The sequence below is a fragment of the Streptomyces sp. NPDC001401 genome (assembly GCF_042895385.1).
GTDB lineage: Bacteria > Actinomycetota > Actinomycetes > Streptomycetales > Streptomycetaceae > Streptomyces.
The window spans coordinates 397,884-424,855 of record NZ_JBIAWI010000002.1; the positions used below are offsets into that span (position 1 = coordinate 397,884).

The window sequence follows — 26,972 nt, forward strand, 5'->3', positions numbered from 1 at the left end:
GACGCGGCCCCCGAACCGTTCACGGAATTCCCCAACTCGGCCGCTCAGGCCAGTAGTTCGACCTCCGAAACGACCGCCTCGCCGTCGAGGACCAGACGGTACTTCCCGTACGTACCCGGGGACCCCACGGTGAACGCGCGTGTCTGCCGGTCCCAGGTGAAGGACTCGCCGGACCGCTGGTCGAGGGTCTGCCAGGTGGTGCCGTCGTCGGAGCCCTGGAGCGTCCAGCCGGTCGGCGCCTTCGTGTGGTCGGAGGACGAAGTCACCGTGTACTGCACGCCCTTGACCGGACCGGAGACCGGCAGGTCCACGGAGGTCACCGTCGCGTCCGTCGCCGACGTGTTGTCGAACAGCGGCCCGTCACCCTTCAGCACGTCCGCCCGCGGCGTCGGCACCTGGTCGTCCTGGGTGATCGACACGGGCGCCGCGTTCTTGCCGGTGCCCCAGGACGAGGGCTTCGACCCCATGTCGAACTCCAGGACCCCGCCCTGCGAGAGCAGCGAATGCGGAAGGGAAGTCGACGTCCATGTACGGCCGTTGACGCGCAGCCCCTGCACGTACACGTTCTTCGCGCTGTTCCTCGGCGCCTTGACGACGAGGTCACTGCCGTTCTCCAGATGCACCGTCGCCTTCTTGAACAGCGGTGACCCGAGGGCGTATTCGCCGCTGCCCATCACCAGCGGGTAGAAGCCGAGCGCGGAGAACAGGTACCAGGCCGACTGCTCGCCGTTGTCCTCGTCGCCGTGGTAGCCCTGCCCGATCTCGCTGCCGGTGTACAGGCGCGAGAGCACCTCACGGACGTTCTTCTGCGCCTTGTAGGGCTGCCCGGCCGCGTCGTACATGTAGATGACGTGGTGCGCGACCTGGTTGGAGTGCCCGTACATGCCCATCCGGACGTCCCGCGCCTCTGTCATCTCGTGGATGACCCCGCCGTAGGAGCCGACGTATTCCGGCGACGCCGTCTCGGGCGTGGCGAAGAACTCGTCGAGCTTGTCCGCGAGCCCGCTGCGGCCGCCGTACAGGTTGGCCAGGCCCCGGCTGTCCTGCGGGGCGGTGAAGGCGTAGCCCCAGCCGTTGGTCTCCGTGTAGTCGTAGCCCCACACGCGCGGGTCGTACTTGGCCGAGTCCACGCGCCAGTCGCCCTTGTCGTCGCGGCCCTGGAAGAAGCCCGCCTTGGAGTCGAAGAGATTCACGTAGTCCTGGGCCCGGTTGAGGAAGTACTCCGACTCCTCCTTGTAGTGCTTCTCGCCCGTTTTCTTGTAGAGGGCCTGGCCCATTCGCGCGATGCCGTAGTCGTTGTTGTAGCCCTCCATCGCCCACGACAGGCCCTCGTGCGTGTCGGTGCTCGTGTAGCCGAGGAAGGGCGAGGTGGCCATGCCTTTGCGGCCCACGCCCGACTCCGGGGGCACGACCGTCGCGTTCTTCAGGGCCGCGTCGTACGCCGCCTTGGCGTCGAAGTGCACGCCCTTGACGTACGCGTCCGCGAAGGCCACGTCCGACGAGGTGCCGGTCATCAGGTCCGCATAGCCGGGGGAGGACCAGCGCGAGGTCCAGCCGCCGTCCTTGTACTGCTGCACGAACCCGTCGACCATCTCGCCCGCCTGAGAGGGCGTCAGGAAGGAGTACGCCGGCCAGGTGGTCCGATAGGTGTCCCAGAAGCCGTTGTTGACGTACACCTTGCCGTCCACGATCTTCGCGCCGGTGCGGGTCGGGGTGTCCGGCCCGGGCATCGGCGAGAACGGGGACGCGTACTGGTACTTCGAACCGACCTTCTCGAAGCCGGAGTTGGGGTACAGGTACAGCCGGTACATGCTGGAGTACAGCGTCGTCAGCTGGTCCGGCGTCGCGCCCTCGACCTCGACCTTGCCGAGCAGCCGGTCCCAGGTCCGCTGGGCGCGGTTCTTGACCGCGTCGAAGGACGTGCCGTCCGGGATCTCCTGACGGAGGTTGTCCTTGGCCTGGTCGATGCTGATGAGGGAGGTGGCGAGGCGCAGGGTGACCGTGCGGTCGTCACCCGCGTCGAAGCGCAGATACCCCTTGACCCCGCTGGAGGACCCGTCCGTCACGGGCTTGTCGAATTCGCCGTACACGAACAGCCGGGTGGCGCCCGTCGACAGCCCGGACTTCACGTCCGAGTAGCCGGTGACGATCCCGTTCTCCTTGTCGAGAGTGAGCCCCGCCTGCTCCGTCACGTTGTCGAAGACGACGCTCGTGTCGTCTCCGGGGTAGGTGAACCGGAGCGCCGCCGCATGGTCGGTCGGGGTCATCTCGGCCTTCAGCCCGTTCTCGAACCGCACCCCGTAGTAGTACGGCCGCGCGGTCTCGTTCTCGTGCCGGAAGGCCAGCTCACGGGCCTCCCGCCCGGTGTCCGGGGTGCCGGACGCGGCGGACGGCATGACCTGGAAGGTCTGCCGGTCACCCATCCAGGGACTCGGCTCATGACTGGCGCTGAACGCCTGGATCGTCGGCAGGTTGTCGTCGTTGTTCGCCCGCGCGTAGTCGTACAGCCAGCTCAGCGAGGACGCGTTGGTCACCGGCGTCCAGAAGTTGAAGCCGTGCGGCACTGCCGTCGCAGGGAAGTTGTTGCCGCGCGAGAAGCCGCCGCTGGAATTGGTGCCGCGGGTGGTGAGCGCGTAGTCGGACAGGTGGTCCTTCGGCTGCTCGGGCGCGACCTGCTTGATCGTGATGTCGTCCAGCCAGCCGCGGAACTTCGCCGGGCCCCCGGGGGAGTCGTACGCCACAAGGATCCGGTCGACCGTCCTACCGGCCGCGACCGACCCGATCCGCGCGGCCACGTTGTTCCACTGGTTGACGTAGAGGGCCTTCGAGGCGCCCTGCCCCTGCGGCGACAGCGCGAACCCGTGCTGGTCGGTCGCGCCCAGATCGCTGAGGTAGGTGCCGTCCGTGAAGACCAGATCCACCGACACGTTCGTGGCGTCGTAGTCGCGGTCGCCGTCCGCCATCGACGGATAGATCCGGTACGACAGCCGGGTGTCGCGGCCGACGGCCACATTCACGTCGAAGATTTTGTTGCACGAGTACGCCCGTCCGCCGGCCGTGTGCCGTCCGGCGTAACGCAGGGCTCTCTTTCCGGTGAACCCTGCGGCCGCCTTCGCCGTCGGCGAACCGCTCGGGCCGCGGTCGACCAGCGACAGCATGTCCTGGGGGGCCGGGCCGCCGCTGCCGCCCGTGGAGAGCTGCAGGTCGGCGAGCTGGAGGAGGTCGGCGCCGTGGTTCTTCGTGATGTCGAGCCGGAAGTGCTCGTACTCGGCCGGCTCGGCGAGGTCGTACGACTTGGTCTGGAACCGCTCGGAGAAGGACTCGCCGGAGCGGGAGTCGAGGGTCTTCCAGTCCTTGCCGTCGGTGGAGCCCTGGAGCGTCCAGTCCTGGGGGTCGCGCTCGTCCTCGTCGTTGGCCGAGGTGAGCGCGTACGTCACGAGCTTGATCGGTTTGTCCAGGTCGAACTCGACCCAGCCGGTGGGTGCGAAGGTCAGCCACTTGGTGCCGGACTCGCCGTCGACGAGGTTCTCCTTCACCTCGCCGCCGTCCGTGTTCTCGGCGCTCGCCCGCACGTCCGTGACATGGTCGGTCACGTTGCCCGGGATGCCGGTGCTGTAGCCGCCGTCGACACCGGAGGCCCGCTTGCTGCCGTCCGGCGCGGTGTCGACCGTGTTCAGCCAGTCCGGTGCCGGATCGCCCGCCTCGAAGGAGGAGGCGAACTCCCGGTCGGCCTTGGACGGCGCGTCGGGCAGGGCGACCGCCGCGCCCTGCGAGCCCACCGCCATGACAAAGGCGGCCGTGATCACGACCGCCGGACCCCATCTGTGCCGAGCTCTGTGCCGCATACGCCAGCACCCTCCCTGCGCTCTGGACAACGTTGTCAACTATGACGCGCAAGGACCAGTAGTGGGCCAAGTGGCCAGTGATGTCAAGGGCGTTGACTGTGGCATTCGGGGCGTATGTCGCGGATTTTTCCGGCAAGGTGGCCACAGGCGGCTCATATTTCCTGGAGGTCTCAACTCGGATAAGACCATTGGCCAACCTTGCATTCGATCTTGCTCCGTTGGCGGGAAGTGGACTATACCTGTCGGCGATTCACCTGATCCGTTCTTCACCATCCGCACTTCCTGCACGACCCTGCTGACCTGACCGCGGTGCCGGGGAGGATCCGGTTCACCGCCTGAGTCCTGGAGAAGGCGAGGACTTGAGCATGGGATCCACTTCCGCCGAGAACAACGGCAGCGCGGGTGTAGGCCGCCGCGACCTGATCAAGCGGTCCGCCGCACTCGGATTGATCTCCGTACCCACGATGAGTTTCCTGTCGGCCTGCGCCAGCAGCGGCGGCGGCGACAACGGGAACAAGGCCAAGGCGGGCAAGAAGACCGCCAAGAACCCGCTGGGCGTGAACGACACCGCGGGCATGGAGTTCGTCCTGTTCGACGGCGGCTTCGGCAAGGAGTACGCCCAGGACGCCGTCAAGATCTACGAGACGAACTTCCCCAAGGTGAAGGTGAAGTTCTCCGCCACCCAGAAGATCCAGTCCACGCTCCAGCCCCGCTTCAACCAGGGCACCCCGCCGGACCTCATCGACAACTCCGGCGCCGAGCAGATGGACATGGGCGTCCTGGTCGGCAAGAAGCAGCTCGCCGACCTCACCCCGCTCCTCGACGCCCCGTCCTACGACGACCCGAACAAGAAGGTCCGCGACACGCTGCGCCCAGGCATCGTGGAGATGGGCCAGTTCGACGGCGACCCGGTCTGGATCATGTACTACGCCTACACGGTGTACGGCGTCTGGTACTCGCAGAAGGCCCTGGACTCGCTCGACGCGCAGTACCCCAAGACCTGGGACGAGATGCTCGCCGTCTGCGAGAAGGCCAAGAAGAAGGGCATGGCGGGCTGGACGTACGCGGGCAAATACCCTTACTACATCCCCTTCTCGCTCTACCCGATGATCGGCAAGGTCGGCGGCCGTGAGGTCCTCGACGCCATCGACAACCTCGAGCCGAACGCCTGGAAGCACCCGGCGGTCAAGGCGTGTTTCGACGCCTACTACGAGCTCTACAAGAAGGGCTACATCCTCAAGGGCACCCCCGGCCTCGACCACATCCAGTCGCAGACCGCCTGGGCCAAGGGCAAGGCGCTGTTCATCCCGAACGGCTCCTGGGTGGAGAACGAGTCGGCGAACGTCATCCCGGCCGACTTCAACCTGGCGGTCTCGGCGCCCACCGGCATCGACAGCTCCGACAAGATGCCCTTCGGCACCATCTGGGCCTCCGGTGGCGAGCCGTTCATCGTCCCGGCCAAGGCGGCGAACCCCGAGGGCGGCATGGAGCAGCTGCGCATCATGCTCAGCGAGGCCTCCTCGAAGAACTTCACCACCAAGGTCAAGTCGCTGACCGCGTTCAACGGCGGCACCACCGGGATCTCCCTGACCCCGGGCCTCAAGTCCGGAGTCGCCGCGCTGAAGCTGGCCGGGGACAACGTCCTGAACCCGCGGCTGCAGGACTGGTATGTACAGCTGCAGAAGGAGCAGATTGGTGTGGCGGGCCTCGGCGAGATGATGGCCGGCCGTCTCACCCCGGCCGAAGCCATCAAGAAGATCCAGGGCTTCGCCGACGCGGCCGCCAAGGACACGTCGATCAAGCACTACAAGCACCAGTGAGGGTCCGTCACCAGCGGCAGCACTCGGCACCCGCCCAGAGATCGGGGTAGGTAGTAATGCAGCACGGCAAGTACCGGTTCATCGTGGGGTTTCTCGCGCTGCCCCTGGGGCTGTACGCGCTTTTCGTCGTCTGGCCGTTCATCCAGTCCATCTACTACTCGTTCACGGACTGGACCGGCCTGAGCCCCGAATTCAAGATGGTCGGCTTCGACAACTACAAAAGGATGCTCGACGACGAGATCTTCTGGAAGTCGTTGCAGCACAGCCTGCTGTTCGCGTTGGTGCTGCCGGTGGTGACGATCAGTCTGGCGTTGTTCTTCGCCTTCATGATCAATGTGGGCGGACGGAGAAGGCGGGGCGGCCCGGTGATTTCCGGTGTCCGCGGTTCGTCGTTCTACAAAATCGTCTATTTCTTCCCGCAGGTGCTCTCGATCGCGATCGTCGCCCTGCTGTTCGCCTTCGCGTACAACCCGGACAGCGGCGCGATCAACTCGCTGCTGCGCGGGATCGGGCTCGGCAGCGTCCAGCCGCTCTGGCTGGGCGACCCGAGCCTGGCCCTGTGGTGCGTGATGGCGGTGCTCGTCTGGTCCACGGTCGGCTTCTTCGTGGTCCTCTTCTCCGCCGGTATGGCTTCCATTCCGGCGGATCTGTACGAGGCCGCGCTGCTGGACGGGGCGAACCGCATCTCCACGTTCTTCCGGATCACCCTGCCGCTGCTGTGGGACACCGTGCAGTCCGGCTGGGTCTACATGGGCATCCTCGCCCTCGGCGCCGAGTCGTTCGCAGTCGTACAGATCATGACGACCGGACCCGGCGGCCCCGACTACTCGACCACCGTCATGGTTTTGTACGTGTACCAGAAGGCGTTCCGCGACGGACAGGCCGCCTACGCGACCACCATCGGCGTCGCCCTGCTCATCGTCACGCTGCTCTTCGCGGCGATCGTGATGCGGCTGGGCCGGCGCGAGCGGCTGGAGTACTGATCAGATGAAGACGACGCAGACCCCCGCCCCCGTGCCGGCCGAGTCCGGCGCCTCCGTCAGCAAGATCGACATCGCGGCCGACCCGCCCGCGAAGGAGAAGAAGGAAGGAAACCTCCTCAACGTCTTCTCCCACGGCATGCTCGTCCTGTGGGCGTTCATGGTCGTCATGCCGCTGCTGTGGGCGGTGATGACGTCCTTCAAGGACGACAGCTCCATCTTCAGCTCGCCCTGGGCCCTGCCGGACAAGCTGCACTTCGACAACTGGGCGCGGGCCTGGACCGACGCCAACATGAGCGACTACTTCCTCAACACCATTCTGGTGGTGGGCGGTTCGCTCATCGGCACCCTGGTGCTCGGCTCGATGGCGGCGTACGTGCTCGCCCGGTTCGACTTCCCGGGCAACCGCTTCATCTACTTCCTGTTCATCGGCGGCATGAGCTTCCCGATCATGCTGGCGCTGGTCCCGTTGTTCTACGTCGTGAACAACATGGGCCTCCTGAACACCATCCACGGCCTGATCCTGGTCTACATCGCCTACTCGCTGCCGTTCACGGTGTTCTTCCTGCACGCGTTCTTCAGGACGCTGCCGAACTCGGTCGCGGAGGCGGCCTTCGTCGACGGGGCCTCGCACTCCCGGACGTTCTTCCAGATCATGCTGCCGATGGCCAAGCCCGGCCTGATCAGCGTGGGGATCTTCAACTTCCTCGGGCAGTGGAACCAGTACATGCTGCCGACGGTGCTCAACACCGACCCCGACAAGCGCGTGCTCACCCAGGGCCTGGTGCAGCTGGCCGCCAGCCAGGGGTACAAGGGCGACTGGTCAGGGCTCTTCGCCGGCCTGGTGATGGCGATGCTGCCGGTGCTGGCGGCGTACATCGTCTTCCAGCGGCAGGTGGTGCAGGGGCTGACGGCGGGGGCGCTGAAGTAGCGGTCCGACGCCTGGAGTGCGCGCCGTTCCCCGGCCCCGGGGGCGGCGCGCACACGTGTGTATGCGTGTGTGCAAGGACCCGGAAACGGTTCAACCTCTTGACGGGAGGCGACCCGAACGGCTCAGCTTAGAGTTCACTAGTTGGACATAGACGGGGCCTCATTGAAGCGGTCCCGCGCGCAGGAGGTCGTCGTGGAGACTCCGGGGTCGCAGTCGTCACTGCACCGAGCCAACCTGGAGCGGGTCGTACGGGCCGTCCGGCTGGCCGGGTCACTCACGCAGGCGGAGATCGCGAGGACCACAGGGCTGTCCGCGGCAACGGTCTCCAATATCGTCCGCGAGCTCAAGGACGGCGGAACAGTCGAGGTCACGCCCACATCGGCGGGCGGCCGAAGGGCCCGCAGCGTCTCCCTCAGCGGCGACGCCGGGATTGTCATCGGTGTGGACTTCGGGCACACGCATTTGCGCGTCGCGGTCGGAAACCTCGCCCATCAGGTGCTGGCCGAGGAGTCCGAGCCACTGGACGTGGACGCCTCCTCGACACAGGGCTTCGACCGGGCGGAAGAGCTGGTCAATCGCCTGATTGCAGCAACCGGGGTCGACCGGTCCAAGATCGCGGGCGTGGGCCTGGGTGTGCCCGGCCCGATCGACGTCGAGTCCGGCACCCTCGGCTCGACCGCGATCCTGCCCGGCTGGACCGGCACCAAGCCCGCCGAGGAGCTGCGGGGGCGGCTCGGCGTGCCCGTGCACGTGGACAACGACGCCAACCTCGGCGCCCTCGGTGAGCTGGTCTGGGGCAGCGGCCGGGGGGTCAGGGACCTGGCGTACATCAAGGTCGCAAGTGGTGTCGGCGCGGGCCTGGTGATCGACGGGAAGATCTACCGGGGTCCCGGCGGTACCGCTGGAGAAATCGGACATATTACACTCGACGAGTCCGGTCCCGTTTGCCGCTGCGGGAACCGCGGATGCCTGGAAACCTTTGCTGCAGCGCGCTATGTACTCCCGCTCCTCCAGTCCAGCCACGGCACCGACCTCACGATGGAAGGCGTCGTACGGCTGGCGAAGGAGGGGGATCCGGGCTGTCGTCGGGTGATCGCCGACGTCGGCCGTCACATCGGCAGTGGAGTCGCCAATCTCTGCAATCTGCTGAACCCGAGCCGGGTCGTCCTGGGCGGTGATCTCGCCGAGGCCGGTGAGCTGGTGCTCGGGCCGATCAGAGAGTCTGTCGGCCGCTATGCGATCCCCAGTGCAGCGCGCCAACTGTCCGTTCTCCCGGGGGCACTTGGGGGCCGTGCGGAGGTGCTCGGAGCGCTTGCTCTCGCACTCAGCGAGATGGGCGATTCGACCCTTTTGGACGGCACCCTGTCGACTGCGACACCTGCCTTCACTTAGAGAACGCATGACGCCGTTGCCATCTCGTTAAGTATTTACTTCTTGACGTCGCACGTGTGGCCGAGTTGACTTCCAGCCACCTCGGCCGCAGCGTTGCGGCCCTGTCAGGGAGGCACCCCCAAAATGAACGCAACGATGCGTAAGGTCGTGATCGGCACGACCGCCGTCTCGATGGCCCTTGCAGTGGCCGCCTGTGGCAAGGCCGGTGACAACAAGAAGTCCGAGAGCACCAGCTCGGGCGGCAAGACGTCGATCGGTCTGCTTCTTCCCGACAACACCCAGACCCGGTACGAGCAGTTCGACCGGCCGCTCTTCCAGGCCAAGGTGAAGGAACTCTGCTCCGGCTGCACCGTGGAGTACGCCAACGCCAACGCCGACGCGGCAAAGCAGGCGCAGCAGGTCAGCAGCATGATCACCAAGGGTGTCAAGGTGATCGTGATCAGCGCCCAGGACTCCGCGGCCATCAAGTCCTCCATCCAGACCGCGGTGAACAAGGGCATCAAGGTCGTGGCGTACGACCGCCTCGCGCAGGGCCCGGTCTCCGCGTACATCTCCTTCGACAACGTGAAGGTCGGCGACCTGCAGGGCCAGGCGCTGCTCACCTCGCTGGGCTCCAAGGCCACCAAGAAGTCCAAGGTCGTCATGATCAACGGTGACGACGCCGACCCGAACGCCGCGCAGTTCAAGAAGGGCGCGCACCAGGCCCTCGACGGCAAGGTCGACATCGCCTACGAGCAGTCCGGCCTCTGGAAGGACACCGTCGCCGCCCAGAAGATGTCCGCGGCCATCACCCAGCTCGGTGCCAAGAACATCGCGGGTGTCTACTCCGCCAACGACAGCATGGCCGGTGGCATCGCCAACACCCTCAAGGGCGCCGGCATCTCCGGTATCCCTCTGACCGGTCAGGACGCGGAGCTCGCTGCCATCCAGCGCATCCTCGCCGGCAGCCAGTCGAGCACCGTCTACAAGGCCTACAAGCCGGAGGCCGAGGGTGCTGCCACGCTCGCGGTCGACCTGGCCCAGGGCAAGAGCATCTCCTCCCTCGCCACCGAGACGCTGACCAGCGGCTCCGGCGACAAGGTGCCCTCGCAGCTGCTGACCCCGGTCTCCGTGACCAAGGCCAACATCAAGGACACGGTGGTCAAGGACGGGCTCTACACCGTCCAGCAGATCTGCACCTCCGCCTACGCCAAGGCGTGCGCGGCCGCCGGCCTCAAGTAGGCGCCCGCACCCGAGTGACCGTCCGGACCCCCGGGCGGTCGCTCGAGCCGTGACCGCCCCGCGGTCCCACGAAGCCTGTCCGGTGCCCGCCCCGGCCTACCAACCCCGCTGCCGGGACGGGTACCGGACGGAACCGTTGCCAAGCGCAGCGGATTCGCGCATGTTCATCTTGTAAACCGCGTGCGTTCTCGCACGCCCCTCCGCGCACTACCCCAAGCGCGGCATCCCCGCCGGTCAGGCGGCGAAGGAGATGGTTCACGTGTCCGCTACGCCCGTGCTGGCGTTGCGCGGAGTCTCCAAGCGATTCGGTGCGGTCCAGGCCCTCACCGACGTAGAGCTGGAGGTCCACGCCGGAGAAGTCGTCGCCCTGGTCGGTGACAACGGCGCAGGAAAGTCGACCCTGGTCAAGACGATCGCAGGTGTCCACCCCATCGATGAGGGAGTCATCGAGTGGGAGGGCAACCCGGTCAGCATCAACAAACCGCACGACGCCCAGGGCCTCGGTGTCGCGACCGTCTACCAGGACCTCGCCCTGTGCGACAACCTCGACGTGGTCGGCAACCTCTACCTCGGACGTGAGCTGCTGCACCGCGGCGTCATCGACGAGGTGACGATGGAGAAGAACGCCCGGGAGCTGCTGTCCACGCTCTCCATCCGCATCCCGAGCGTCCGCATCCCGATCGCGAGCCTCTCCGGCGGTCAGCGCCAGGTCGTCGCCATCGCCCGCGCGCTGATCGGTGACCCGAAGGTCGTCATCCTCGACGAGCCCACCGCCGCCCTCGGTGTCGAGCAGACCGCGCAGGTCCTCGACCTGGTCGAGCGGCTGCGCGAGCGTGACCTCGGCGTCATCCTCATCAGCCACAACATGGCCGACGTCAAGGCGGTCGCGGACACCGTCGCCGTCCTGCGCCTGGGCAAGAACAACGGCTCCTTCCCCGTGAAGGACACCAGCCACGAAGAGATCATCGCCGCGATCACGGGTGCCACGGACAACGCCGTGACCCGTCGTGCGGGGCGTCGCAGCACGGAGGCGGCAAAGTGAGCGACACGTCCAAGGTTTCCAAGACGGACGCCGCGCCGGAGCAGCAGACAGTGGCTCCGGCGGACGACCCGACGGCCGCTGCGGTCGCCGTCGTCGACCCGCGGCTGCTGGTCCGCGAAGAGGGCTTCAAGGGCTACCTCACCGAGTTCAAGCGCAAGGTGAAGGGCGGCGAGCTGGGCTCGCTGCCGGTCGTCATCGGCCTGATCGTCATCTGGACGATCTTCCAGCTGAAGAACGACCGCTTCCTCAGCGCGGACAACCTCTCCAACATCAGCTACTACATGTCGGCCACCGGCATGCTCGCCATCGGCCTGGTGTTCGTGCTGCTGCTCGGCGAGATCGACCTCTCCGTCGGCTCGGTCAGCGGCCTGTCCTCGACGATCTTCGCCGTGTTCGTGGTCCAGCACGGTATGAACGACTGGCTCGCGCTGGTCCTGACCATCCTGACCGGTATCGGTATCGGCGCACTGCACGGATTCTTCTTCGCAAGGATCGGGGTACCGGCGTTCGTCGTGACCCTCGCCGGCTTCCTGGGCTGGAACGGTCTGATGCTGTGGCTGCTGGGCTCCAGCGGCACCATCAACATCCCGGCCGACACCGGCCCCGTGCACCTCTTCGGCCAGAACTCCTTCTTCATGGACCAGGCCGTCATCGGCGCCTATCTGCTGGCCGGTCTCGGCGTCGTCCTGTCGCTCGTGGGCCAGTTCAACGAGCAGCGCCGCCGCCGGGCCGCCGGGGTGCCCTTCCGCCCCACCAGCGAGATCCTGGTGCGCGTCGTTCTGCTCGGTATCGCGTCCTTCGCGGCCGCGGCCGTGCTGAACAACGCCGCCGGTGTCTCCAACGCCCTGGTGATCTTCCTCGCCTGCCTCGTGGTCGTCGACTTCGTGCTGCGGCGCACCACCTACGGCCGCAAGGTGTTCGCGGTCGGCGGCGGCATCGAGGCGGCCCGCCGTGCGGGTATCAGCGTGCCCATGGTCCGTATCACCGTGTTCTCCATCTCCGGCATGTTCGCGGCGATCGGCGGCATGTTCTTCGCCGGCCAGACGGCGAGTGCGACGCTGACCGCGGGTGGCGGCAACACGCTGATGCTCGCCATCGCGGCGGCGGTCATCGGTGGTACGTCGCTGTTCGGCGGGCGGGGGTCGGTGTGGTCCGCCCTGCTGGGCATGCTGGTGATTCAGTCGATCCAGACCGGTCTGGACCTGCTCAACATGAACACGTCCATCCAGTACATGATCACTGGCGCGGTTCTGCTGGGTGCGGTTGTTATTGACTCCGTCTCGCGTAAGAGCCAGAAGGCTGCGGGTCGCGCATAGCGCGGTCGCGCCGTTGGGGTGCGGTGGTTTTGCGGGTGCCGGCCGTGTGTGGCTGGTCGCGCAGTTCCCCGCGCCCCTGGAGGGCGCCTGCGGCGGCCCTCCCTCCTGTGCCCGGTACCAACGGCGGTACCGGGCACAGCCATGTCATAGGCCAGGCCGATCTTGGGTACAGCCGATCGCGTGACGTATCACGCACTGCCCGGGCGTCGTCCGCAAAGGCGGAACATTAGACTCGACAAGCCCGGCAACAGCTCGATCAGCTCTACTGCAAGGAGGCACGGGTGCCGCTGCTGACCCGCATCAGGGGACCGCGCGATCTGGACCGGCTCAGCCTGGAGCAGCTGGACCAGCTGGCAGAGGAGATCCGGACCTTCCTCGTCGACGCCGTCTCCAAGACCGGCGGCCACCTCGGCCCCAACCTGGGCGTCGTCGAGCTCACCATCGCCCTGCACCGCGTCTTCGACTCCCCGAAGGACAAGGTGCTGTGGGACACGGGCCACCAGTCCTATGTGCACAAGCTGCTCACCGGCCGTCAGGACTTCACGAAGCTGAAGAAGAAGGGCGGCCTGTCCGGCTACCCCTCGCAGGCCGAGTCCGAGCACGACGTCATCGAGAACTCGCACGCGTCCACGGTGCTCGGCTGGGCCGACGGCCTCGCCAAGGCCAACCAGATCCTGGAGCGCGACGACCACGTGGTCGCCGTGATCGGTGACGGTGCGCTGACCGGCGGTATGGCCTGGGAGGCCCTCAACAACATCGCCGACGCCAAGGACCGGCCCCTCGTCATCGTCGTCAACGACAACGAGCGGTCGTACGCCCCGACCATCGGCGGCCTCGCCAACCACCTCGCCACCCTTCGTACGACCGACGGGTACGAGCGCTTCCTGGCCCGCGGGAAGGACCTCCTGGAGCGCACGCCCGTCGTCGGCAAGCCGCTCTACGAGACCCTGCACGGGGCGAAGAAGGGCCTCAAGGACTTCATCGCGCCGCAGGGCATGTTCGAGGACCTGGGCCTGAAGTACGTCGGCCCGATCGACGGTCACGACATCGAGGCCCTGGAGTCGGCGCTCGCGCGTGCCAAGCGGTTCGGCGGCCCGGTGATCGTCCACTGCCTCACCGAGAAGGGCCGCGGCTACGAGCCGGCCCTCCGCGACGAGGCCGACCGTTTCCACGGCATCAGCCCCATCCACCCCGACACCGGCCTGCCGATCAAGGCCTCGGGCGCCGACTGGACCTCCGTCTTCGGCGACGAGATGGTGCAGCTCGGCAAGGAGCGGGGGGACATCGTCGCGATCACGGCGGCGATGCTGCAGCCGGTCGGCCTGAAGAAGTTCGCCGACGCCTTCCCGAAGCGGATCTACGACGTCGGCATCGCCGAGCAGCACGCCGCCGTCTCCGCGGCGGGCCTCGCCACGGGCGGACTGCACCCCGTCTTCGCCGTCTACGCCACCTTCCTCAACCGCGCCTTCGACCAGGTCCTGATGGATGTCGCCCTGCACAAGTGCGGCGTCACCTTCGTCCTGGACCGGGCCGGCGTCACCGGCACCGACGGCGCCTCCCACAACGGCATGTGGGACATGTCGATCCTGCAGGTCGTGCCGGGTCTCCGGCTCGCCGCGCCGCGCGACGCCGACCAGGTGCGGGCGCAGCTGCGGGAGGCCGTCGAGGTCAAGGACGCGCCGACCGTGGTGCGCTTCTCCAAGGGCGCCGTCGGCCCCGCCGTACCCGCCGTGGGACGGGTGGGCGGCATGGACGTCCTGCGCGAGCCCGGCACGGACACGCCGGACGTGCTGCTCGTCTCCGTCGGTGCGCTCGCCCCCATGTGCCTGGAGATCGCCTCGCTGCTCGACAAGCAGGGCATCACCACCACCGTCGTCGACCCGCGCTGGGTCAAGCCCGTCGACGAGGCCATGGCGCCCCTCGCGGAGCGGCACCGCGTGGTCGTCACCGTCGAGGACAACTCCCGTGTCGGCGGCGTCGGTTCGGCGATCGCGCAGGCCCTGCGCGACGCGGGCGTCGACGTACCCCTGCGCGACTTCGGCATCCCGCCGCGCTTCCTCGACCACGCCTCCCGCGCCGAGGTCATGACGGAGATCGGGCTCACGGCGCCCGACATCGCCCGTCAGGTCACCGGGCTGGTCTCCAAGCTGGACGGCCGGTTCAACCGCGCCGCAGCCGAGGTCGACTCGGTGGAGCCCGCGCGCGACTGACACATCCGTACGGCCGGACGGGCCGCTTTCACCACCGCCAAGGGTGGTGAAAGCGGCCCATCTGCGTGAATCCGTCCGCGCCGGGGCATACGCCCTACGCCCCCTCTCGATCATGTCGAGGACGACGAAGCGTGGGAGGTAAGCCCGTGAGCAGCACTCTCTTCCGGACGAAGAAGGTCGAGCAGTCCATCCTCGATACCGAGGAACCCGAGCACGCGCTGAAGAAATCCCTCTCCGCGCTCGATCTGACGGTCTTCGGCGTCGGCGTCATCATCGGCACCGGCATCTTCGTCCTCACCGGCACGGTGGCCAAGAACAACGCCGGCCCCGCCGTCGCCCTGGCCTTCGTCGCGGCAGGCGTCGCCTGCGGGCTCGCCGCGCTCTGCTACGCGGAGTTCGCCTCCACGGTCCCGGTGGCCGGCTCGGCGTACACCTTCTCGTACGCCTCCCTGGGCGAACTGCCCGCCTGGATCATCGGCTGGGACCTGGTCCTGGAGTTCGCGCTCGGCACCGCGGTGGTCGCGGTCGGCTGGTCCGGCTACATCGCCTCGCTGCTGGACAACGCGGGCTGGCACCTGCCGGAAGCGCTCAGCGGCAGAGAGGGGGCGAGCGGCTTCGGCTTCGACATCCTCGCCTCCGCTCTCGTGCTCGTACTCACCGGCATCCTCGTCCTCGGTATGAAGCTCTCCGCGCGGATCACCTCGATCGTGGTCGCCATCAAGGTGGCCGTCGTCCTGACCGTGATCGTCGCGGGCTTGTTCTTCATCGAGGGCGACAACTACAAGCCGTTCATCCCCAAGTCGCAGACGGTCGAGGCGGGCGGGAGCCTCAAGGCCCCGCTCATCCAGCTGATGTTCGGCTGGGCGCCCGCCAACTTCGGTGTGATGGGCATCTTCACCGCCGCCTCCGTCGTCTTCTTCGCCTTCATCGGCTTCGACGTCGTCGCCACCGCCGCCGAGGAGACCAGGAACCCGCAGCGGGACATGCCGCGCGGGATCCTCGGCTCGCTCATCATCTGCACCACGCTCTACGTCGCCGTGTCCATCGTCGTCACCGGCATGCAGCACTACACCAAGCTGTCCGTGGACGCCCCGCTCGCCGACGCCTTCAAGGCCACCGGGCACCCCTGGTTCGCGGGCTTCATCAGCTTCGGCGCCGCCGTCGGCCTGACCACGGTCTGCATGATCCTGCTCCTCGGCCAGACCCGGGTCTTCTTCGCGATGAGCCGCGACGGACTGCTGCCGCGCTTCTTCTCCCACGTCCACCCGCGGTTCAAGACCCCGCACCGGCCGACCATCCTGCTCGGCGTGATCATCGCGATCGTCGCCGGCTTCACCAGCCTCAGCGAACTCGCGGAACTGGTGAACATCGGCACGCTCTTCGCCTTCATCGTCGTCGCGATCGGCGTGATCATCCTCCGCAACACCCGCCCCGACCTGCCCCGCTCCTTCCGCACCCCGTGGGTCCCGGTCATCCCGATCCTGTCGGTGTGCGCCTCACTGTGGCTGATGCTGAACCTGCCCGCCGAGACCTGGCTCCGGTTCGGCATCTGGATGGTGATCGGCTTCGTCGTGTACTTCTTCTACGGCCGTACCCACAGCCGGCTGGCGCGGGGCGAGGAGACCAGGGTCAGCGAGGCTGTGAGGCCGCCGGGCAGCCAGGAGTAGTCAACTCCCTTGCTGCACCTCGGTGTTCCGGCCCTGCGTCTCCTGCTTCGGCGGAGGCTGCGGGGCCGGTCCGCGTTCACGTTGGTCTGACGGTACGGGGGCCTGTCACCTCCGCCCCCAACTCCTGCACCCTGCGCCGCAGTTCCCGGTCCGCGGTCACCACCAGGACCGGCCGCTCCCCGGCCCCGGCGACCAGGTCGACCATGTGGTCGTCCCCGCTGCCCGGCGCCGACTCGACCCGGACGCCGGGTACCGTCTCCACCCCGCGCGCAGCCCCCTCCACCACAAGGACGATCTCCACGGGGCCGGTGCGGCCCGGGAGTCCGTCGGTCGCGAGCCGGTCGCGGAGGCGTTCCGCGGCGCCCCGCCGGTCACGCCACCAGCCGTCGGGCACCGACCCGACGACGTTGGCGGCGTCGACGATCACGAGCAGGGGGTCGCTCTCACTCATGCGGTACGTCGAAGCTGGCGAAGTACGCGGCGACCATGTCCTCGTCGGCGTGGCCCTGCGCGGCAGCCCGCTCCATGCGCTCGGCGGTCGCGGCCGCGACGTCCAGGCGGACGCCGCTCTGCCGGCCGGCCTCGACGATCAGCCGGGCGTCCTTGGCCGCTGTGGCCACCGCGAACTGGGCCGGAGACAGCTGGTCGTTGAGGATCAGGCCCGCCTTGGCCTTGAGGTAGCCCATGTCGAGCGGGCCGCCCGCGATGAGGTCGAAGAAGTTCTGCGGGTCGACGCCGAGGGCCTGGGACAGGGCCAGCACCTCGCCGGTCGCCGCGGTCGCGGCGAGGACCCAGCTGTTGGCGACCAGTTTCAGCCGGGTCGCGCTGCCGGCCGCGCCGTCGTCGCCGGTCCACAGTGTGCGGGCGCCGACCGCGTCGAACACCGGCTCCACCGCAGCCCGCCCCTCCACGGGCCCGGCGGCCAGCACGGTCAGCTGCCCGGCCTCCGCGGGCTGCCGGGTGCCGAGGACCGGGGCGTCGTAGAAGACGAGGCCGTGCTCGGCTGCGAACGCGGCCAGTTCCGCGACCGCCTCGATGCCTGCCGTGGTCGACTGCACCCAGGCGGCGCCGGAGCGCAGCGCGGGGGCGGCCTCGCGCATGACGTCCAGGGCGGCCGGACCGTCGTACAGCATGGTCAGGACGACATCGGCGCCCTCGGCCGCCTCGGCGGGCGTACCGGCGACGTGTGCGCCGTCCGCGGCGAGCGGCTCGGCCTTGGCACGGGTGCGGTTCCAGGCGCGGACAGTGTGTCCGGCGCGGACCAGGTTGCGGGCCATGGCGGCGCCCATGATGCCCGTGCCGAGGACGCTTACGGTGAGCTTGTCGGTCATGAGATCGGCTTCCCTCTCACTGTCGCTGTGGTTGCTGAGGAACAGCCTGCACGAGACGGGGGCCGGGCCGCGGTCCGTGTATGGCCCCGCTTAGAGTGAAGCGGTGAACGGCGACTGGCTCCTACGCGGCCGTGACGGCCGGCTCAGTGTCTACCTCCCGACGGACGACGCCCTCCTGTGCCGGGCGGAACGCTCACCTGGCGGCCCCTGGACGGCCGCGCGCAGGGTCGGCGGCGAGCAGACGCTGCACCCCTCACCCGCGGTCGGCCACGGCACCGACTCCTACGCCCATCTGGTCTCCTGGCGGCCCACCGTGTCCGGTGAGGCGGGCCTCGTGCACTCCACCCACTTCCGGGCCCGGCTCGCGGCCCTCGACTGGGCGCCGGTCGGGCACCCGAACAAGAAGGGGTCCCGCACCGGCCCGCCCGCCGTCGCGGTCGACGCCGCGGGGCGCGCCCATGTCTTCGTCCGCAACAACGGCGGCGGGGTGAGCATGATCGCGCAGAAGGAGAAGGGCGGCTGGGACCCCTGGCGGGACCTCAAGGGGCGTGAGGTACAAGGGGAGTTGGCCGCGGTGGCGGGGGAGTCGGGGTCCGTCGAGGTGTACGCGGCCGTCCCCGGCGGCATTCTGCACTGGCGGCAGTTGGAGGCGGGCGCCCAGCCGGCCCTGGAGGAGGCGATGGAGGCGCCGGTCCGCCCGGACACCCTGCACGCGCTGGCCACGTCCCCGGACGGTACGACCCTCTTCTACACCGACGAGTCGGGCGACCTGTGCGCCTGGCGCCCCGGGGCCAAGCCCGTCACCCTGCTGCCCTCCGCCGGCCCCGGCCCCGTCTCGGCCGTCCGCTGCGAACTCGACGGCCACGACTGCACGTTGCTCGCCCAGCGCTCGGCGAGCGGCCGTGTCGCCTTCGCCGCGTACCCCACCGAGCAGGAGTCGGCCGGCGCCTGGTGGACCGAGTCGGGCCCGGCACTTCCCGCCGACGCCGCGGTGTCCCTCGCGGTGGACGAGGACGGCCGCGTCGTGGCGGCAACGTTGTCCCCGTCGACCGGACAGCTCCTCCTCACCCGCCGCAAGGACGAGCCGGGGCTGGCGCTGGAGGCCTGGCGGGAGGTGTGATCGCCGCTGCCCCGAGGCGGCCGGGGCCGGTGTGCGCCATGATGGCCGCCGTGGACACCGAGACACTCATCGACGCCTGGCGGCGTCTCCTCAGCGGCTCCGGAAAGTCATGGGTGCTGTTCGAGCACGGCACCTGCGTGGTGATCGAAGAGCCCACCGGAGAACTCGCCGAACGGGCCATCGAAACCCTGCGGGAGTTCGGACCCGTGCATGTGGCGACCTCGGCCGGCGACTTCCGTGTGCTCGAACTCAAGAACGGCGAGGGGTGGCTGGTGACCGGCCACCACCCGGACGTCGTCACATTCGTTGCGCTCGACGAGTCCGCCGACCCCTCGCATCTCGCCGTCGGCGTCCACGGGCGCTCCAAACGCGACCAGGACGGCACCGAGTTGCATGTCGTCCACGTCGAGGACAACCGCCCGGCAGCGGACTGAACATGCCGGTGCCCGGCACATCGACCGATGTGCCGGGCACCGTACGTCCGTACAGGGAGCGTTACGCCGGGACGCTCGCCACACCCGGGGCCAGGAACTTCTTGCCGTTCACGCGCTCCGAGACACCCTCGCGGTCCAGGTACGGCGTGATGCCGCCCAGGTGGAAGGGCCAGCCGGCGCCCGTGATCAGGCAGAGGTCGATGTCCTGCGCCTCGGCGACGACGCCCTCGTCGAGCATGAGCCCGATCTCCTGGGCGACGGCGTCGAGGACGCGCTCGCGGACCTGCTCCTCGGTCAGGACGACATCGCCCTGCTTCAGGAGCGCGGCGACCTCGGGGTCCAGCTCCGGCTTCCCGGAGTCGTAGACGTAGAAGCCGCGCTTGCCCGCCTTGACGACGGCCGCGAGGTTCGGGGAGACCGTGAAGCGGTCCGGGAAGGCCCGGTTGAGGGTCTCCGAGACATGCAGACCGATCGCGGGACCGACCAGCTCGAGGAGGACGAGAGGAGACATCGGCAGGCCCAGGGGCTCCACCGCCTTCTCCGCGACCTCGACCGGGGTGCCCTCGTCGATGACGTTCTGGATCTCGCCCATGAAGCGGGTGAGGATGCGGTTCACGACGAACGCCGGGGCGTCCTTGACCAGAACCGCGGTCTTCTTCAGCTTCTTGGCGACGGCGAAGGCGGTGGCCAGCGAGGCGTCGTCGGTCTGCTCGCCGCGGACGATCTCCAGCAGCGGGAGGATCGCGACCGGGTTGAAGAAGTGGAAGCCCACGACCCGCTCGGGGTTCTTCAGCTTCGACGCCATCTCGGAGACGGACAGCGAGGAGGTGTTGGTGGCGAGGATCGCGTGCGCCGGGGCGACCGCCTCGACCTCCGCGAACACCTGCTGCTTGACGCCGATCTCCTCGAAGACGGCCTCGATGATGAAGTCGGCGTCGGAGAAGCCCTCGGCCTTGTCCAGCACACCGGTGACCAGGGCCTTGAGGCGGTTGGCCTTGTCCTGGTTGATACGGCCCTTGCCGAGCAGCTTCTCGATCTCGGCGTGGACGTAGCCCACACCCTTGTCGACGCGCTCCTGGTCGATGTCGGTCAGTACGACCGGCACCTCGAGGCGGCGCAGGAAGAGCAGGGCGAGCTGCGAGGCCATCAGACCGGCGCCGACGACACCGACCTTGGTGACCGGGCGGGCCAGGTTCTTGTCCGGCGCACCGGCGGGACGCTTGCCGCGCTTCTGCACCAGGTTGAACGCGTAGATACCGGCGCGCAGTTCGCCACCCATGATCAGGTCGGCGAGGGCCTTGTCCTCGGCGTCGTAACCCTGCTGCAGATCGCCGTTCTTGGCGGCGGCGATGATGTCGAGGGCACGGTAGGCGGCCGGAGCGGCCCCGTGCACCTTGCTGTCGGCGATGAAACGGCCCTTGGCGACGGCCTGGTCCCAGGCCTCACCGCGGTCGATCACCGGACGCTCGACCTCGACGTCGCCCTTCAGCACCTGGGCGGTCCAGATCAGCGACTGCTCCAGGAAGTCGGCGCCCTCGAAGATCGCGTCCGCGATACCGAGGTCGAAGACCTGCTGGCCCTTGAGCTGCTTGTTCTGGTTGAGGCTGTTCTCGATGATCACCGAGACGGCCTTGTCGGCACCGATCAGGTTCGGCAGGATCGTGCAGCCGCCCCAGCCGGGGACCAGACCGAGGAAGACCTCGGGCAGCGAGAACGCCGGGAGCGCCTTGCTGACGGTCCGGTACTTGCAGTGCAGACCGACCTCGACGCCACCGCCCATCGCGGCACCGTTGTAGTACGCGAAGGTCGGTACCGCGATGCCGGACAGCCGCTTGAAGACCTCGTGGCCACCCTTGCCGATGGCGAGCGCGTCCTTGTGCTCCTTCAGCAGCTCGACGCCCTTGAGGTCGGCGCCGACGGCGAAGATGAACGGCTTGCCGGTGATGCCGACACCGACGATCTCGCCGGCCGCGGCCTCCTTCTCGACCTGGTCGATGGCGGTGTTGAGGTTCGCCAGCGAGGCCGGGCCGAAGGTGGTCGGCTTGGTGTGGTCGAAGCCGTTGTCCAGCGTGATGAGCGCGAAGCGCCCGGCGCCGAACGGCAGGTCGAGGTGGCGTACGTGTGCGCTTGTGACAACCTCGTCCGGGAACAGCTCGGCCGCACCCTTCAGGAGTTCGGTGGTGCTCACTTGTTGCCTCCGGCGTCCTTGTGGTTCGGGTTCTCCCAGATCACCGTGGCGCCCATGCCGAAGCCGACACACATGGTGGTGAGGCCGTAACGGACCTCCGGCTGCTCCTCGAACTGACGGGCCAACTGCGTCATCAGACGCACACCCGAGGAGGCCAGCGGGTGGCCGTACGCGATGGCGCCGCCGTACTGGTTGACGCGCGCGTCGTCGTCGGCGATGCCGTAGTGCTCCAGGAAGGCGAGCACCTGGACGGCGAAGGCCTCGTTGATCTCGAAGAGGTTGATGTCCTCGATCGACAGACCGGCCTTGGCGAGAGCCTTCTCGGTCGCCGGGATCGGACCGTAGCCCATGACCTCCGGCTCGACGCCCGCGAAGGCGTACGAGACGAGACGCATCTTGACCGGCAGGTTGTTCTCGCGGGCGAAGTCCTCGGAAGCGATGATCGAGGCGGTCGCACCGTCGTTCAGACCGGCCGCGTTACCGGCGGTGACGCGCCCGTGGACACGGAACGGCGTCTTCAGACCGGAGAGGTTCTCCAGCGTGGTGCCGGGACGCATCGGCTCGTCCGCCGTCACCAGACCCCAGCCGGTCTCACCGGCCTCCGGGTTGGTCCGACGTACGGAGATCGGCACCAGGTCCTGCTGGATCTTGCCGTTGGCGTACGCCTTGGCGGCCTTCTCCTGCGAGCGCACGGCGTACTCGTCGGCGCGCTGCTTGGTGATCGTCGGGTAGCGGTCGTGCAGGTTCTCGGCGGTCATGCCCATGAACAGCGCGGACTCGTCGACCAGCTTCTCGCTCACGAACCGCGGGTTCGGGTCCACGCCCTCGCCCATCGGGTGGCGGCCCATGTGCTCGACACCACCGGCGATGACGGCGTCGTACGCACCGAAGGCGATGGAGCCGGCGGTGGTCGTCACGGCGGTCAGCGCACCGGCACACATGCGGTCGATCGAGTAGCCCGGGACCGACTGCGGCAGACCGGCAAGGATGCCTGCCGTACGACCGAGGGTGAGCCCCTGGTCACCGATCTGCGTGGTCGCGGCGATGGCGACCTCGTCGATCTTCTTCGGGTCGAGACCGGGGTTGCGGCGCAGCAGCTCCCGGATCGCCTTCACGACAAGGTCGTCGGCACGGGTCTCGTGGTAGATGCCCTTCGGGCCCGCCTTGCCGAACGGGGTACGGACGCCGTCGACGAAGACGACGTCCCTGACGGTACGAGGCACGATGGCTCTCCTCCAGATGCGGGATGGCACTACTGCGGCACGCATGCGCTGAGCGCGCGCTCAGGACCCATGCTACTTACGGGTAACGTAGCTGCACAGTCCCGGGGGCGGGAGCGGCGAAGGTCACACCCGGGGAGGAGCCGTCGACCCCCGGGGAGTCAGTACCGGAGTGGGTACGGGGTGTGACCCCGGGCCCTCCCCTGTGATCACCCCGAACAGTGTCCGCGCCGCATCCGCCCCGAATCATCCTGGCGGCGACCTGGCTGCAGCGCCGCCTCGTACCCGACTCCGCAGAGAACAGGGTGGACCTCGTATGACCCGCCGAGCGGTTGCCGCACCCTGATGTACCTGTCGCTGATCGCCGCGTCCGTCGTCGTCCTGCTCCCCCTCGGCGTCGTGTTCCTCACCTCCCTCAAGTCCGACAAGGAGATGGCGAACGACAGCGGAGCCCTCACGCTCCCCGACGACCCGCTCGACTTCCACAACTACGTGACGGTGTTCCAGGACGGCCGGATGCTCTCGGCCTTCGGCAACACGGCCTTCATCCTGGTCTTCGCCATCGGCGGCACGGTCCTCATCGGTTCGATGACGGCGTACGCCATCGACCGCTTCACCTTCCGCTTCAAGAAACTGGTGGTGGCGCTCTTCCTGCTGGCCGCCCTGGTCCCCGGCGTCACCACCCAGGTGGCGACCTTCCGGATCGTCAACAGCTTCGGAATGTTCAACGCCCTCTGGGCGCCGATCGCGCTCTACATGGGCACGGACATCGTCTCGATCTACATCTTCCTGCAGTTCGTACGATCCATCCCGGCCTCCCTCGACGAGGCGGCCCGCATCGACGGCGCCAACGCCGTCACGATCACGACTTCTACATCCCCTTCCTCTACATGCCGTCCCAGGATCTTGGCGTGATCTCGACATCCCTGTTCCGCTTCAAGGGCCCGTTCGGCGCCCACTGGGAAACGATCTCGGCAGGAGCAATTCTGGTCATCCTGCCGACACTGATCGTCTTCCTGTGGCTGCAGCGGTACATCTACAACGGTTTCACCAGAGGTGCGACCAGGTGAGGTGTGCTCAGGCCCCTATGGCGGCTAGGCGGAAAGTGCCGCCACCAACACCGGCGTCACCTGCTCGACCTGCCAAGGCCTCGCCCCGAACCCCGAAAGCGCCGCACCAACCGCCTCCGCATCGACATCCTTCGGCGGCTCCCAGCAGACCCGCCGCACCGTGTCCGGCGTGATCAGGTTCTCCTGAGGCATGTTCAGCTGCTCGGCCAGGGCAGAGACCGCCGCCCGAGCCGCCGACAGGCGAGCGGCGGCAGCGGGATCCTTGTCGGCCCACGCGCGCGGCGGCGGAGGCCCGGTGACCGGCTGCCCCGGAGCCGGCAACTGCGCCTCCGTCAGAGCCTTCGCGCGATCCACCGCGGCCTGCCACTGCTCCAGCTGCCGCCGCCCCATCCGATTCCCGAAGCCGTTCAACGCCGCCAGCGCGTGCACATTGCTCGGCAGGGAGAGCGACGCCTCCACAATGGCGGCGTCCCCGAGCACCTTCCCCGGCGACACATCCCGCCGCTGAGCGATCCGGTCCCGCGTCTGCCACAGCTCCCGCACCACGGCGAGCTGCCGGCGCCGCCGCACCTTGTGCATCCCGGACGTACGCCGCCAGGGGTCCTTACGGGGCTCCGGCGGCGGAGCCGAGGCGATCGCGTCGAACTCCTGCCGGGCCCACTCGAGCTTGCCCTGCCGGTCCAGCTCCTTCTCCAGCGCGTCGCGCAGATCCACGAGGAGCTCGACGTCCAGCGCCGCGTACCGCAGCCACGGCTCGGGCAGCGGGCGGGTCGACCAGTCGACGGCGGAGTGGCCCTTTTCGAGTACGAAGCCGAGGACGCTCTCGACCATGGCGCCGAGGCCGACCCTGGGGAACCCGGCGAGGCGTCCCGCGAGCTCGGTGTCGAACAGCCGCGTCGGCACCATGCCTATCTCGCGCAGACACGGCAGGTCCTGGGTGGCCGCGTGCAGCACCCACTCCACGCCGGAGAGCGCCTCACCGAGCCCCGACAGATCGGGACAGGCCACGGGATCGATCAGCGCGGTCCCGGCGCCCTCGCGGCGCAGCTGCACGAGATAGGCGCGCTGGCCGTAGCGGTAGCCGGACGCGCGTTCCGCGTCGACGGCGACGGGGCCGGAACCGGCCGCGAAGGCGGCGACCACCTCGGCGAGCGCGTCCGCGTCGGCGATCACGGGCGGAATGCCCTCGCGCGGCTCGAGCAGAGGGATCGGCTCCGGATTCGGCGCCCCCGTAACAGATGTTCCGCCGTCTTCCGGAGGGGCGCCTCCGGTGGTTCGCAGTGAGCTGTCTGCTGCGGTCTCTTGGGCGTCGGTCACGTGTCAAGGGTATCTGTGTATGGACAGCGCCCGCCGACGTAACGTTCCGTCGGCGGGCGCCTGAGGGTCGTAAACCAGTCAGGTCGGTGAAAGATCCGGTTCACGACAGGTGGGACACGGGCGGAGAATCAGCGGCCGATCCTGTTCACGTCCGTGAATGGCAGAGATGTACAGGGCGGAGAGGTGCAGGGGAGAGTCGTACGGGTCAGTGGATGATGCCGGTCCGCAGGGCCACCGCGACCATTCCGGCGCGGTCGCCCGTGCCGAGCTTGCGGGCGATGCGGGCGAGGTGGCTCTTGACGGTCAGTGCGGACAGGCCCATCGAAACGCCGATCGCCTTGTTCGACTGGCCCTCCGCGACCAGTCGCAGCACCTCGACCTCTCGGCCGGAGAGCTCGCGGTAGCCACCCGGGTGACTCGGGGCACCCGGGGGGCGGCGGTGCATACGGGCGGCGGCGGATCCGATGGGGGCGGCGCCCGGCCGGGTGGGGAGCCCGACGTTGGTACGGGTGCCGGTGACGACGTAGCCCTTGACGCCGCCCGCGAGGGCGTTGCGCACGGCGCCGATGTCGTCGGCGGCCGACAGGGCGAGGCCGTTGGGCCAGCCCGCCGCGCGGGTCTCCGACAGGATGGTGAGGCCGGAGCCGTCGGGCAGGTGGACGTCGGCGACGCAGATGTCGCGGGGGTTGCCGATGCGGGGACGAGCCTCGGCGATGGACGAGGCCTCGATGACGTCGCGCACACCGAGCGCCCACAGGTGGCGGGTGACGGTGGAGCGGACGCGCGGGTCGGCCACGACCACCATGGCGGTCGGCTTGTTCGGGCGGTAGGCGACCAGGCTTGCGGGCTGCTCGAGGAGAACGGACACCAGGCCTCCTGGGGTGCGGGACGGCTTTCAAGGTCACAGTCGTCTTCGGCACCAAACCCGAAGTCCTTTAGGGAAAGATCACGATTTAGTGAGTATCAATTAGTGCAATTCGGACACGCGATCGATCATGCGATGAACGAATCGGTTCGTTCGCGCCTCGGTTCGTGACCGAAAGTGGCCGTATCGACAAAGTGACGGTCAGTGTGACGGCCAGTGCGAGGTCAGCGTGACTGCGGATCCCGCCGCTGCGGCAGCGTGACGACCGACGCATCACCCGGACCGGCCGGCGGCAGGCCCGCGACCTGGGCCAGCAGATCGCACCAGGCGGTCAGGTGGGCCGCCGTGTCCGGGACGCCGCCCAGGCCCTCGCGGGGCGTCCAGGAGGCGCGGATCTCGATCTGCGAGGCGGCCGGGCGCTCCGCCAGACCGCCGAAGTAGTGGGAGCTCGCGCGGGTGACGGTGCCGCTCGCCTCGCCGTACGACAGGCTGCGCGCCTGGAGCGCGCCGGTCAGCCAGGACCAGCACACGTCGGGCAGCAGCGGGTCGGCGGCCATCTCCGGCTCCAGCTCCGCGCGCACCAGCGTCACCAGCCGGAAGGCTCCCCGCCAGGCGTCGTGCCCGTCCGGGTCGTGCAGCAGCACCAGCCGGCCGTCGGCCAGGTCCTGGTCGCCGTCGACGACCGCGGCCTCCAACGCATACGCGAAGGGCGCGAGCCGCTTGGGCGCCGGCGCCGGCTCGACCTCGATCTGCGGCCGCAGCCGCGCGGTCCTCAGCGCATCGACGGCAGCCCGGAAGGGCAACGGAGGCGTACTGCCGCCATTCCGATCCCCCTCCTTGGTGTCGTCCATTCCGTCAGCGCCGTCCGACAGTCGTCCCTGAGCCGCAGCCATGCGGGGAAGATTAAAGGGAACGGGGGCTTCGCGCAGGGAGGGACACCCGTGCGGGGGCCGCATGTCCGGATAGTGCCCCATGAACCCCGGCAGTCGTGCCTCCGGCGCCG

19 protein-coding genes and 2 pseudogenes are annotated in these 26,972 nt (G+C 68.4%); 12 read left to right on the forward strand and 9 right to left on the reverse strand.

Annotated elements, in window-relative coordinates; genetic code table 11:
- Positions 1 to 44: 44 nt before the first annotated feature.
- A complete protein-coding gene (locus ACFY10_RS09450) occupies positions 45 to 3,845 on the reverse strand; it encodes a GH92 family glycosyl hydrolase (RefSeq protein ID WP_390664471.1) in 3,801 nt (1,266 codons plus the stop codon).
- A gap of 365 nt (positions 3,846 to 4,210) precedes the next feature.
- Between ACFY10_RS09450 and ngcE the strand changes: the two genes are divergently transcribed.
- The 9 genes from ngcE (at position 4,211) to ACFY10_RS09495 (ending at position 16,424) form a co-directional block, all read left to right on the forward strand.
- Positions 4,211 to 5,665: an N-acetylglucosamine/diacetylchitobiose ABC transporter substrate-binding protein gene (gene ngcE, locus ACFY10_RS09455; RefSeq protein WP_390664472.1), complete on the forward strand. Its 1,455-nt coding sequence runs from the start codon at positions 4,211 to 4,213 to the stop codon at positions 5,663 to 5,665.
- Positions 5,666 to 5,721: 56 nt separating this feature from the next.
- On the forward strand, positions 5,722 to 6,648 hold the full coding sequence (locus tag ACFY10_RS09460; protein WP_390664473.1) for a carbohydrate ABC transporter permease: 927 nt from the start codon (positions 5,722 to 5,724) through the stop codon (positions 6,646 to 6,648).
- Positions 6,649 to 6,652: 4 nt separating this feature from the next.
- Positions 6,653 to 7,576 (forward strand): carbohydrate ABC transporter permease, encoded by a 924-nt coding sequence (locus ACFY10_RS09465; protein WP_390664474.1) that lies wholly within the window; start codon positions 6,653 to 6,655, stop codon positions 7,574 to 7,576.
- Positions 7,577 to 7,768: 192 nt separating this feature from the next.
- Positions 7,769 to 8,968 carry an ROK family transcriptional regulator gene (locus tag ACFY10_RS09470; protein WP_390664475.1) on the forward strand — a complete coding sequence of 400 codons (1,200 nt, stop codon included), beginning with the start codon at positions 7,769 to 7,771 and terminating at the stop codon, positions 8,966 to 8,968.
- A 123-nt stretch (positions 8,969 to 9,091) separates the two neighbouring features.
- Positions 9,092 to 10,189, forward strand: coding sequence for a sugar ABC transporter substrate-binding protein (locus ACFY10_RS09475; protein WP_390664476.1), 1,098 nt, complete (start codon positions 9,092 to 9,094; stop codon positions 10,187 to 10,189).
- A gap of 250 nt (positions 10,190 to 10,439) precedes the next feature.
- A complete protein-coding gene (locus ACFY10_RS09480) occupies positions 10,440 to 11,231 on the forward strand; it encodes an ATP-binding cassette domain-containing protein (protein ID WP_390664477.1) in 792 nt (263 codons plus the stop codon).
- The gene (locus ACFY10_RS09485) at positions 11,228 to 12,547 is read left to right on the forward strand and encodes a sugar ABC transporter permease (protein WP_390664478.1); all 1,320 of its coding nucleotides are present in this window, start codon (positions 11,228 to 11,230) and stop codon (positions 12,545 to 12,547) included. The genes ACFY10_RS09480 and ACFY10_RS09485 overlap by 4 nt, the downstream gene beginning before the upstream one ends.
- 281 nt (positions 12,548 to 12,828) lie before the next feature.
- Positions 12,829 to 14,757: a 1-deoxy-D-xylulose-5-phosphate synthase gene (gene dxs / locus ACFY10_RS09490; RefSeq protein WP_390664479.1), complete on the forward strand. Its 1,929-nt coding sequence runs from the start codon at positions 12,829 to 12,831 to the stop codon at positions 14,755 to 14,757.
- Positions 14,758 to 14,903: 146 nt separating this feature from the next.
- Positions 14,904 to 16,424: an amino acid permease gene (locus ACFY10_RS09495; RefSeq protein WP_390664480.1), complete on the forward strand. Its 1,521-nt coding sequence runs from the start codon at positions 14,904 to 14,906 to the stop codon at positions 16,422 to 16,424.
- 76 nt (positions 16,425 to 16,500) lie between these two features.
- Here ACFY10_RS09495 and ACFY10_RS09500 read toward each other — a convergent pair whose 3' ends face one another.
- Positions 16,501 to 16,875 (reverse strand): NTP pyrophosphohydrolase, encoded by a 375-nt coding sequence (locus tag ACFY10_RS09500; protein WP_390664481.1) that lies wholly within the window; start codon positions 16,873 to 16,875, stop codon positions 16,501 to 16,503.
- Positions 16,868 to 17,755: an NAD(P)-dependent oxidoreductase gene (locus ACFY10_RS09505; protein ID WP_390664482.1), complete on the reverse strand. Its 888-nt coding sequence runs from the start codon at positions 17,753 to 17,755 to the stop codon at positions 16,868 to 16,870. Before ACFY10_RS09505 ends, ACFY10_RS09500 begins: the two co-directional genes overlap by 8 nt.
- Positions 17,756 to 17,858: 103 nt before the next feature.
- Between ACFY10_RS09505 and ACFY10_RS09510 the strand changes: the two genes are divergently transcribed.
- Positions 17,859 to 18,875, forward strand: a complete 1,017-nt coding sequence (locus ACFY10_RS09510; protein WP_390664483.1) for a hypothetical protein — start codon at positions 17,859 to 17,861, stop codon at positions 18,873 to 18,875.
- A gap of 41 nt (positions 18,876 to 18,916) precedes the next feature.
- A complete protein-coding gene (locus tag ACFY10_RS09515) occupies positions 18,917 to 19,309 on the forward strand; it encodes a hypothetical protein (protein WP_390664919.1) in 393 nt (130 codons plus the stop codon).
- A 61-nt stretch (positions 19,310 to 19,370) separates the two neighbouring features.
- Here ACFY10_RS09515 and ACFY10_RS09520 read toward each other — a convergent pair whose 3' ends face one another.
- The 3 genes and pseudogenes from ACFY10_RS09520 to ACFY10_RS09530 all read right to left on the reverse strand — a co-directional run.
- Positions 19,371 to 21,497: a 3-hydroxyacyl-CoA dehydrogenase NAD-binding domain-containing protein gene (locus ACFY10_RS09520; protein WP_390664484.1), complete on the reverse strand. Its 2,127-nt coding sequence runs from the start codon at positions 21,495 to 21,497 to the stop codon at positions 19,371 to 19,373.
- A complete protein-coding gene (locus ACFY10_RS09525; RefSeq protein ID WP_275773753.1) occupies positions 21,494 to 22,720 on the reverse strand; it encodes an acetyl-CoA C-acyltransferase in 1,227 nt (408 codons plus the stop codon). The genes ACFY10_RS09520 and ACFY10_RS09525 overlap by 4 nt, the downstream gene beginning before the upstream one ends.
- A gap of 123 nt (positions 22,721 to 22,843) precedes the next feature.
- A pseudogene (locus ACFY10_RS09530) lies at positions 22,844 to 22,963 on the reverse strand (LacI family transcriptional regulator); the annotation flags it as partial.
- A gap of 70 nt (positions 22,964 to 23,033) precedes the next feature.
- Here ACFY10_RS09530 and ACFY10_RS09535 point away from each other — a divergent pair.
- Positions 23,034 to 23,787, forward strand: a pseudogene (locus tag ACFY10_RS09535) (carbohydrate ABC transporter permease).
- Positions 23,788 to 23,811: 24 nt separating this feature from the next.
- Here ACFY10_RS09535 and ACFY10_RS09540 read toward each other — a convergent pair.
- The 3 genes from ACFY10_RS09540 to ACFY10_RS09550 form a co-directional block, all read right to left on the reverse strand.
- Positions 23,812 to 25,104: a ribonuclease D gene (locus ACFY10_RS09540; RefSeq protein ID WP_390664485.1), complete on the reverse strand. Its 1,293-nt coding sequence runs from the start codon at positions 25,102 to 25,104 to the stop codon at positions 23,812 to 23,814.
- 205 nt (positions 25,105 to 25,309) lie between these two features.
- Positions 25,310 to 25,972, reverse strand: coding sequence for a response regulator transcription factor (locus ACFY10_RS09545; protein WP_030939825.1), 663 nt, complete (start codon positions 25,970 to 25,972; stop codon positions 25,310 to 25,312).
- Between the two features lie 221 nt (positions 25,973 to 26,193).
- A complete protein-coding gene (locus ACFY10_RS09550) occupies positions 26,194 to 26,862 on the reverse strand; it encodes a DUF3000 domain-containing protein (protein WP_390664486.1) in 669 nt (222 codons plus the stop codon).
- Positions 26,863 to 26,972 lie beyond the last annotated feature (110 nt).

Coding starts and splice junctions, on each gene's coding strand:
- ACFY10_RS09450 (WP_390664471.1), bottom strand. CDS start 3,845: ATGCGGCACAGAGCTCGGCACAGATGGGGTCCGGCGGTCGTGATCACG.
- ngcE (WP_390664472.1), top strand. CDS start 4,211: ATGGGATCCACTTCCGCCGAGAACAACGGCAGCGCGGGTGTAGGCCGC.
- ACFY10_RS09460 (WP_390664473.1), top strand. CDS start 5,722: ATGCAGCACGGCAAGTACCGGTTCATCGTGGGGTTTCTCGCGCTGCCC.
- ACFY10_RS09465 (WP_390664474.1), top strand. CDS start 6,653: ATGAAGACGACGCAGACCCCCGCCCCCGTGCCGGCCGAGTCCGGCGCC.
- ACFY10_RS09475 (WP_390664476.1), top strand. CDS start 9,092: ATGAACGCAACGATGCGTAAGGTCGTGATCGGCACGACCGCCGTCTCG.
- ACFY10_RS09480 (WP_390664477.1), top strand. CDS start 10,440: ATGGTTCACGTGTCCGCTACGCCCGTGCTGGCGTTGCGCGGAGTCTCC.
- ACFY10_RS09500 (WP_390664481.1), bottom strand. CDS start 16,875: ATGAGTGAGAGCGACCCCCTGCTCGTGATCGTCGACGCCGCCAACGTC.
- ACFY10_RS09505 (WP_390664482.1), bottom strand. CDS start 17,755: ATGACCGACAAGCTCACCGTAAGCGTCCTCGGCACGGGCATCATGGGC.
- ACFY10_RS09515 (WP_390664919.1), top strand. CDS start 18,917: ATGGCCGCCGTGGACACCGAGACACTCATCGACGCCTGGCGGCGTCTC.
- ACFY10_RS09550 (WP_390664486.1), bottom strand. CDS start 26,862: ATGGCTGCGGCTCAGGGACGACTGTCGGACGGCGCTGACGGAATGGAC.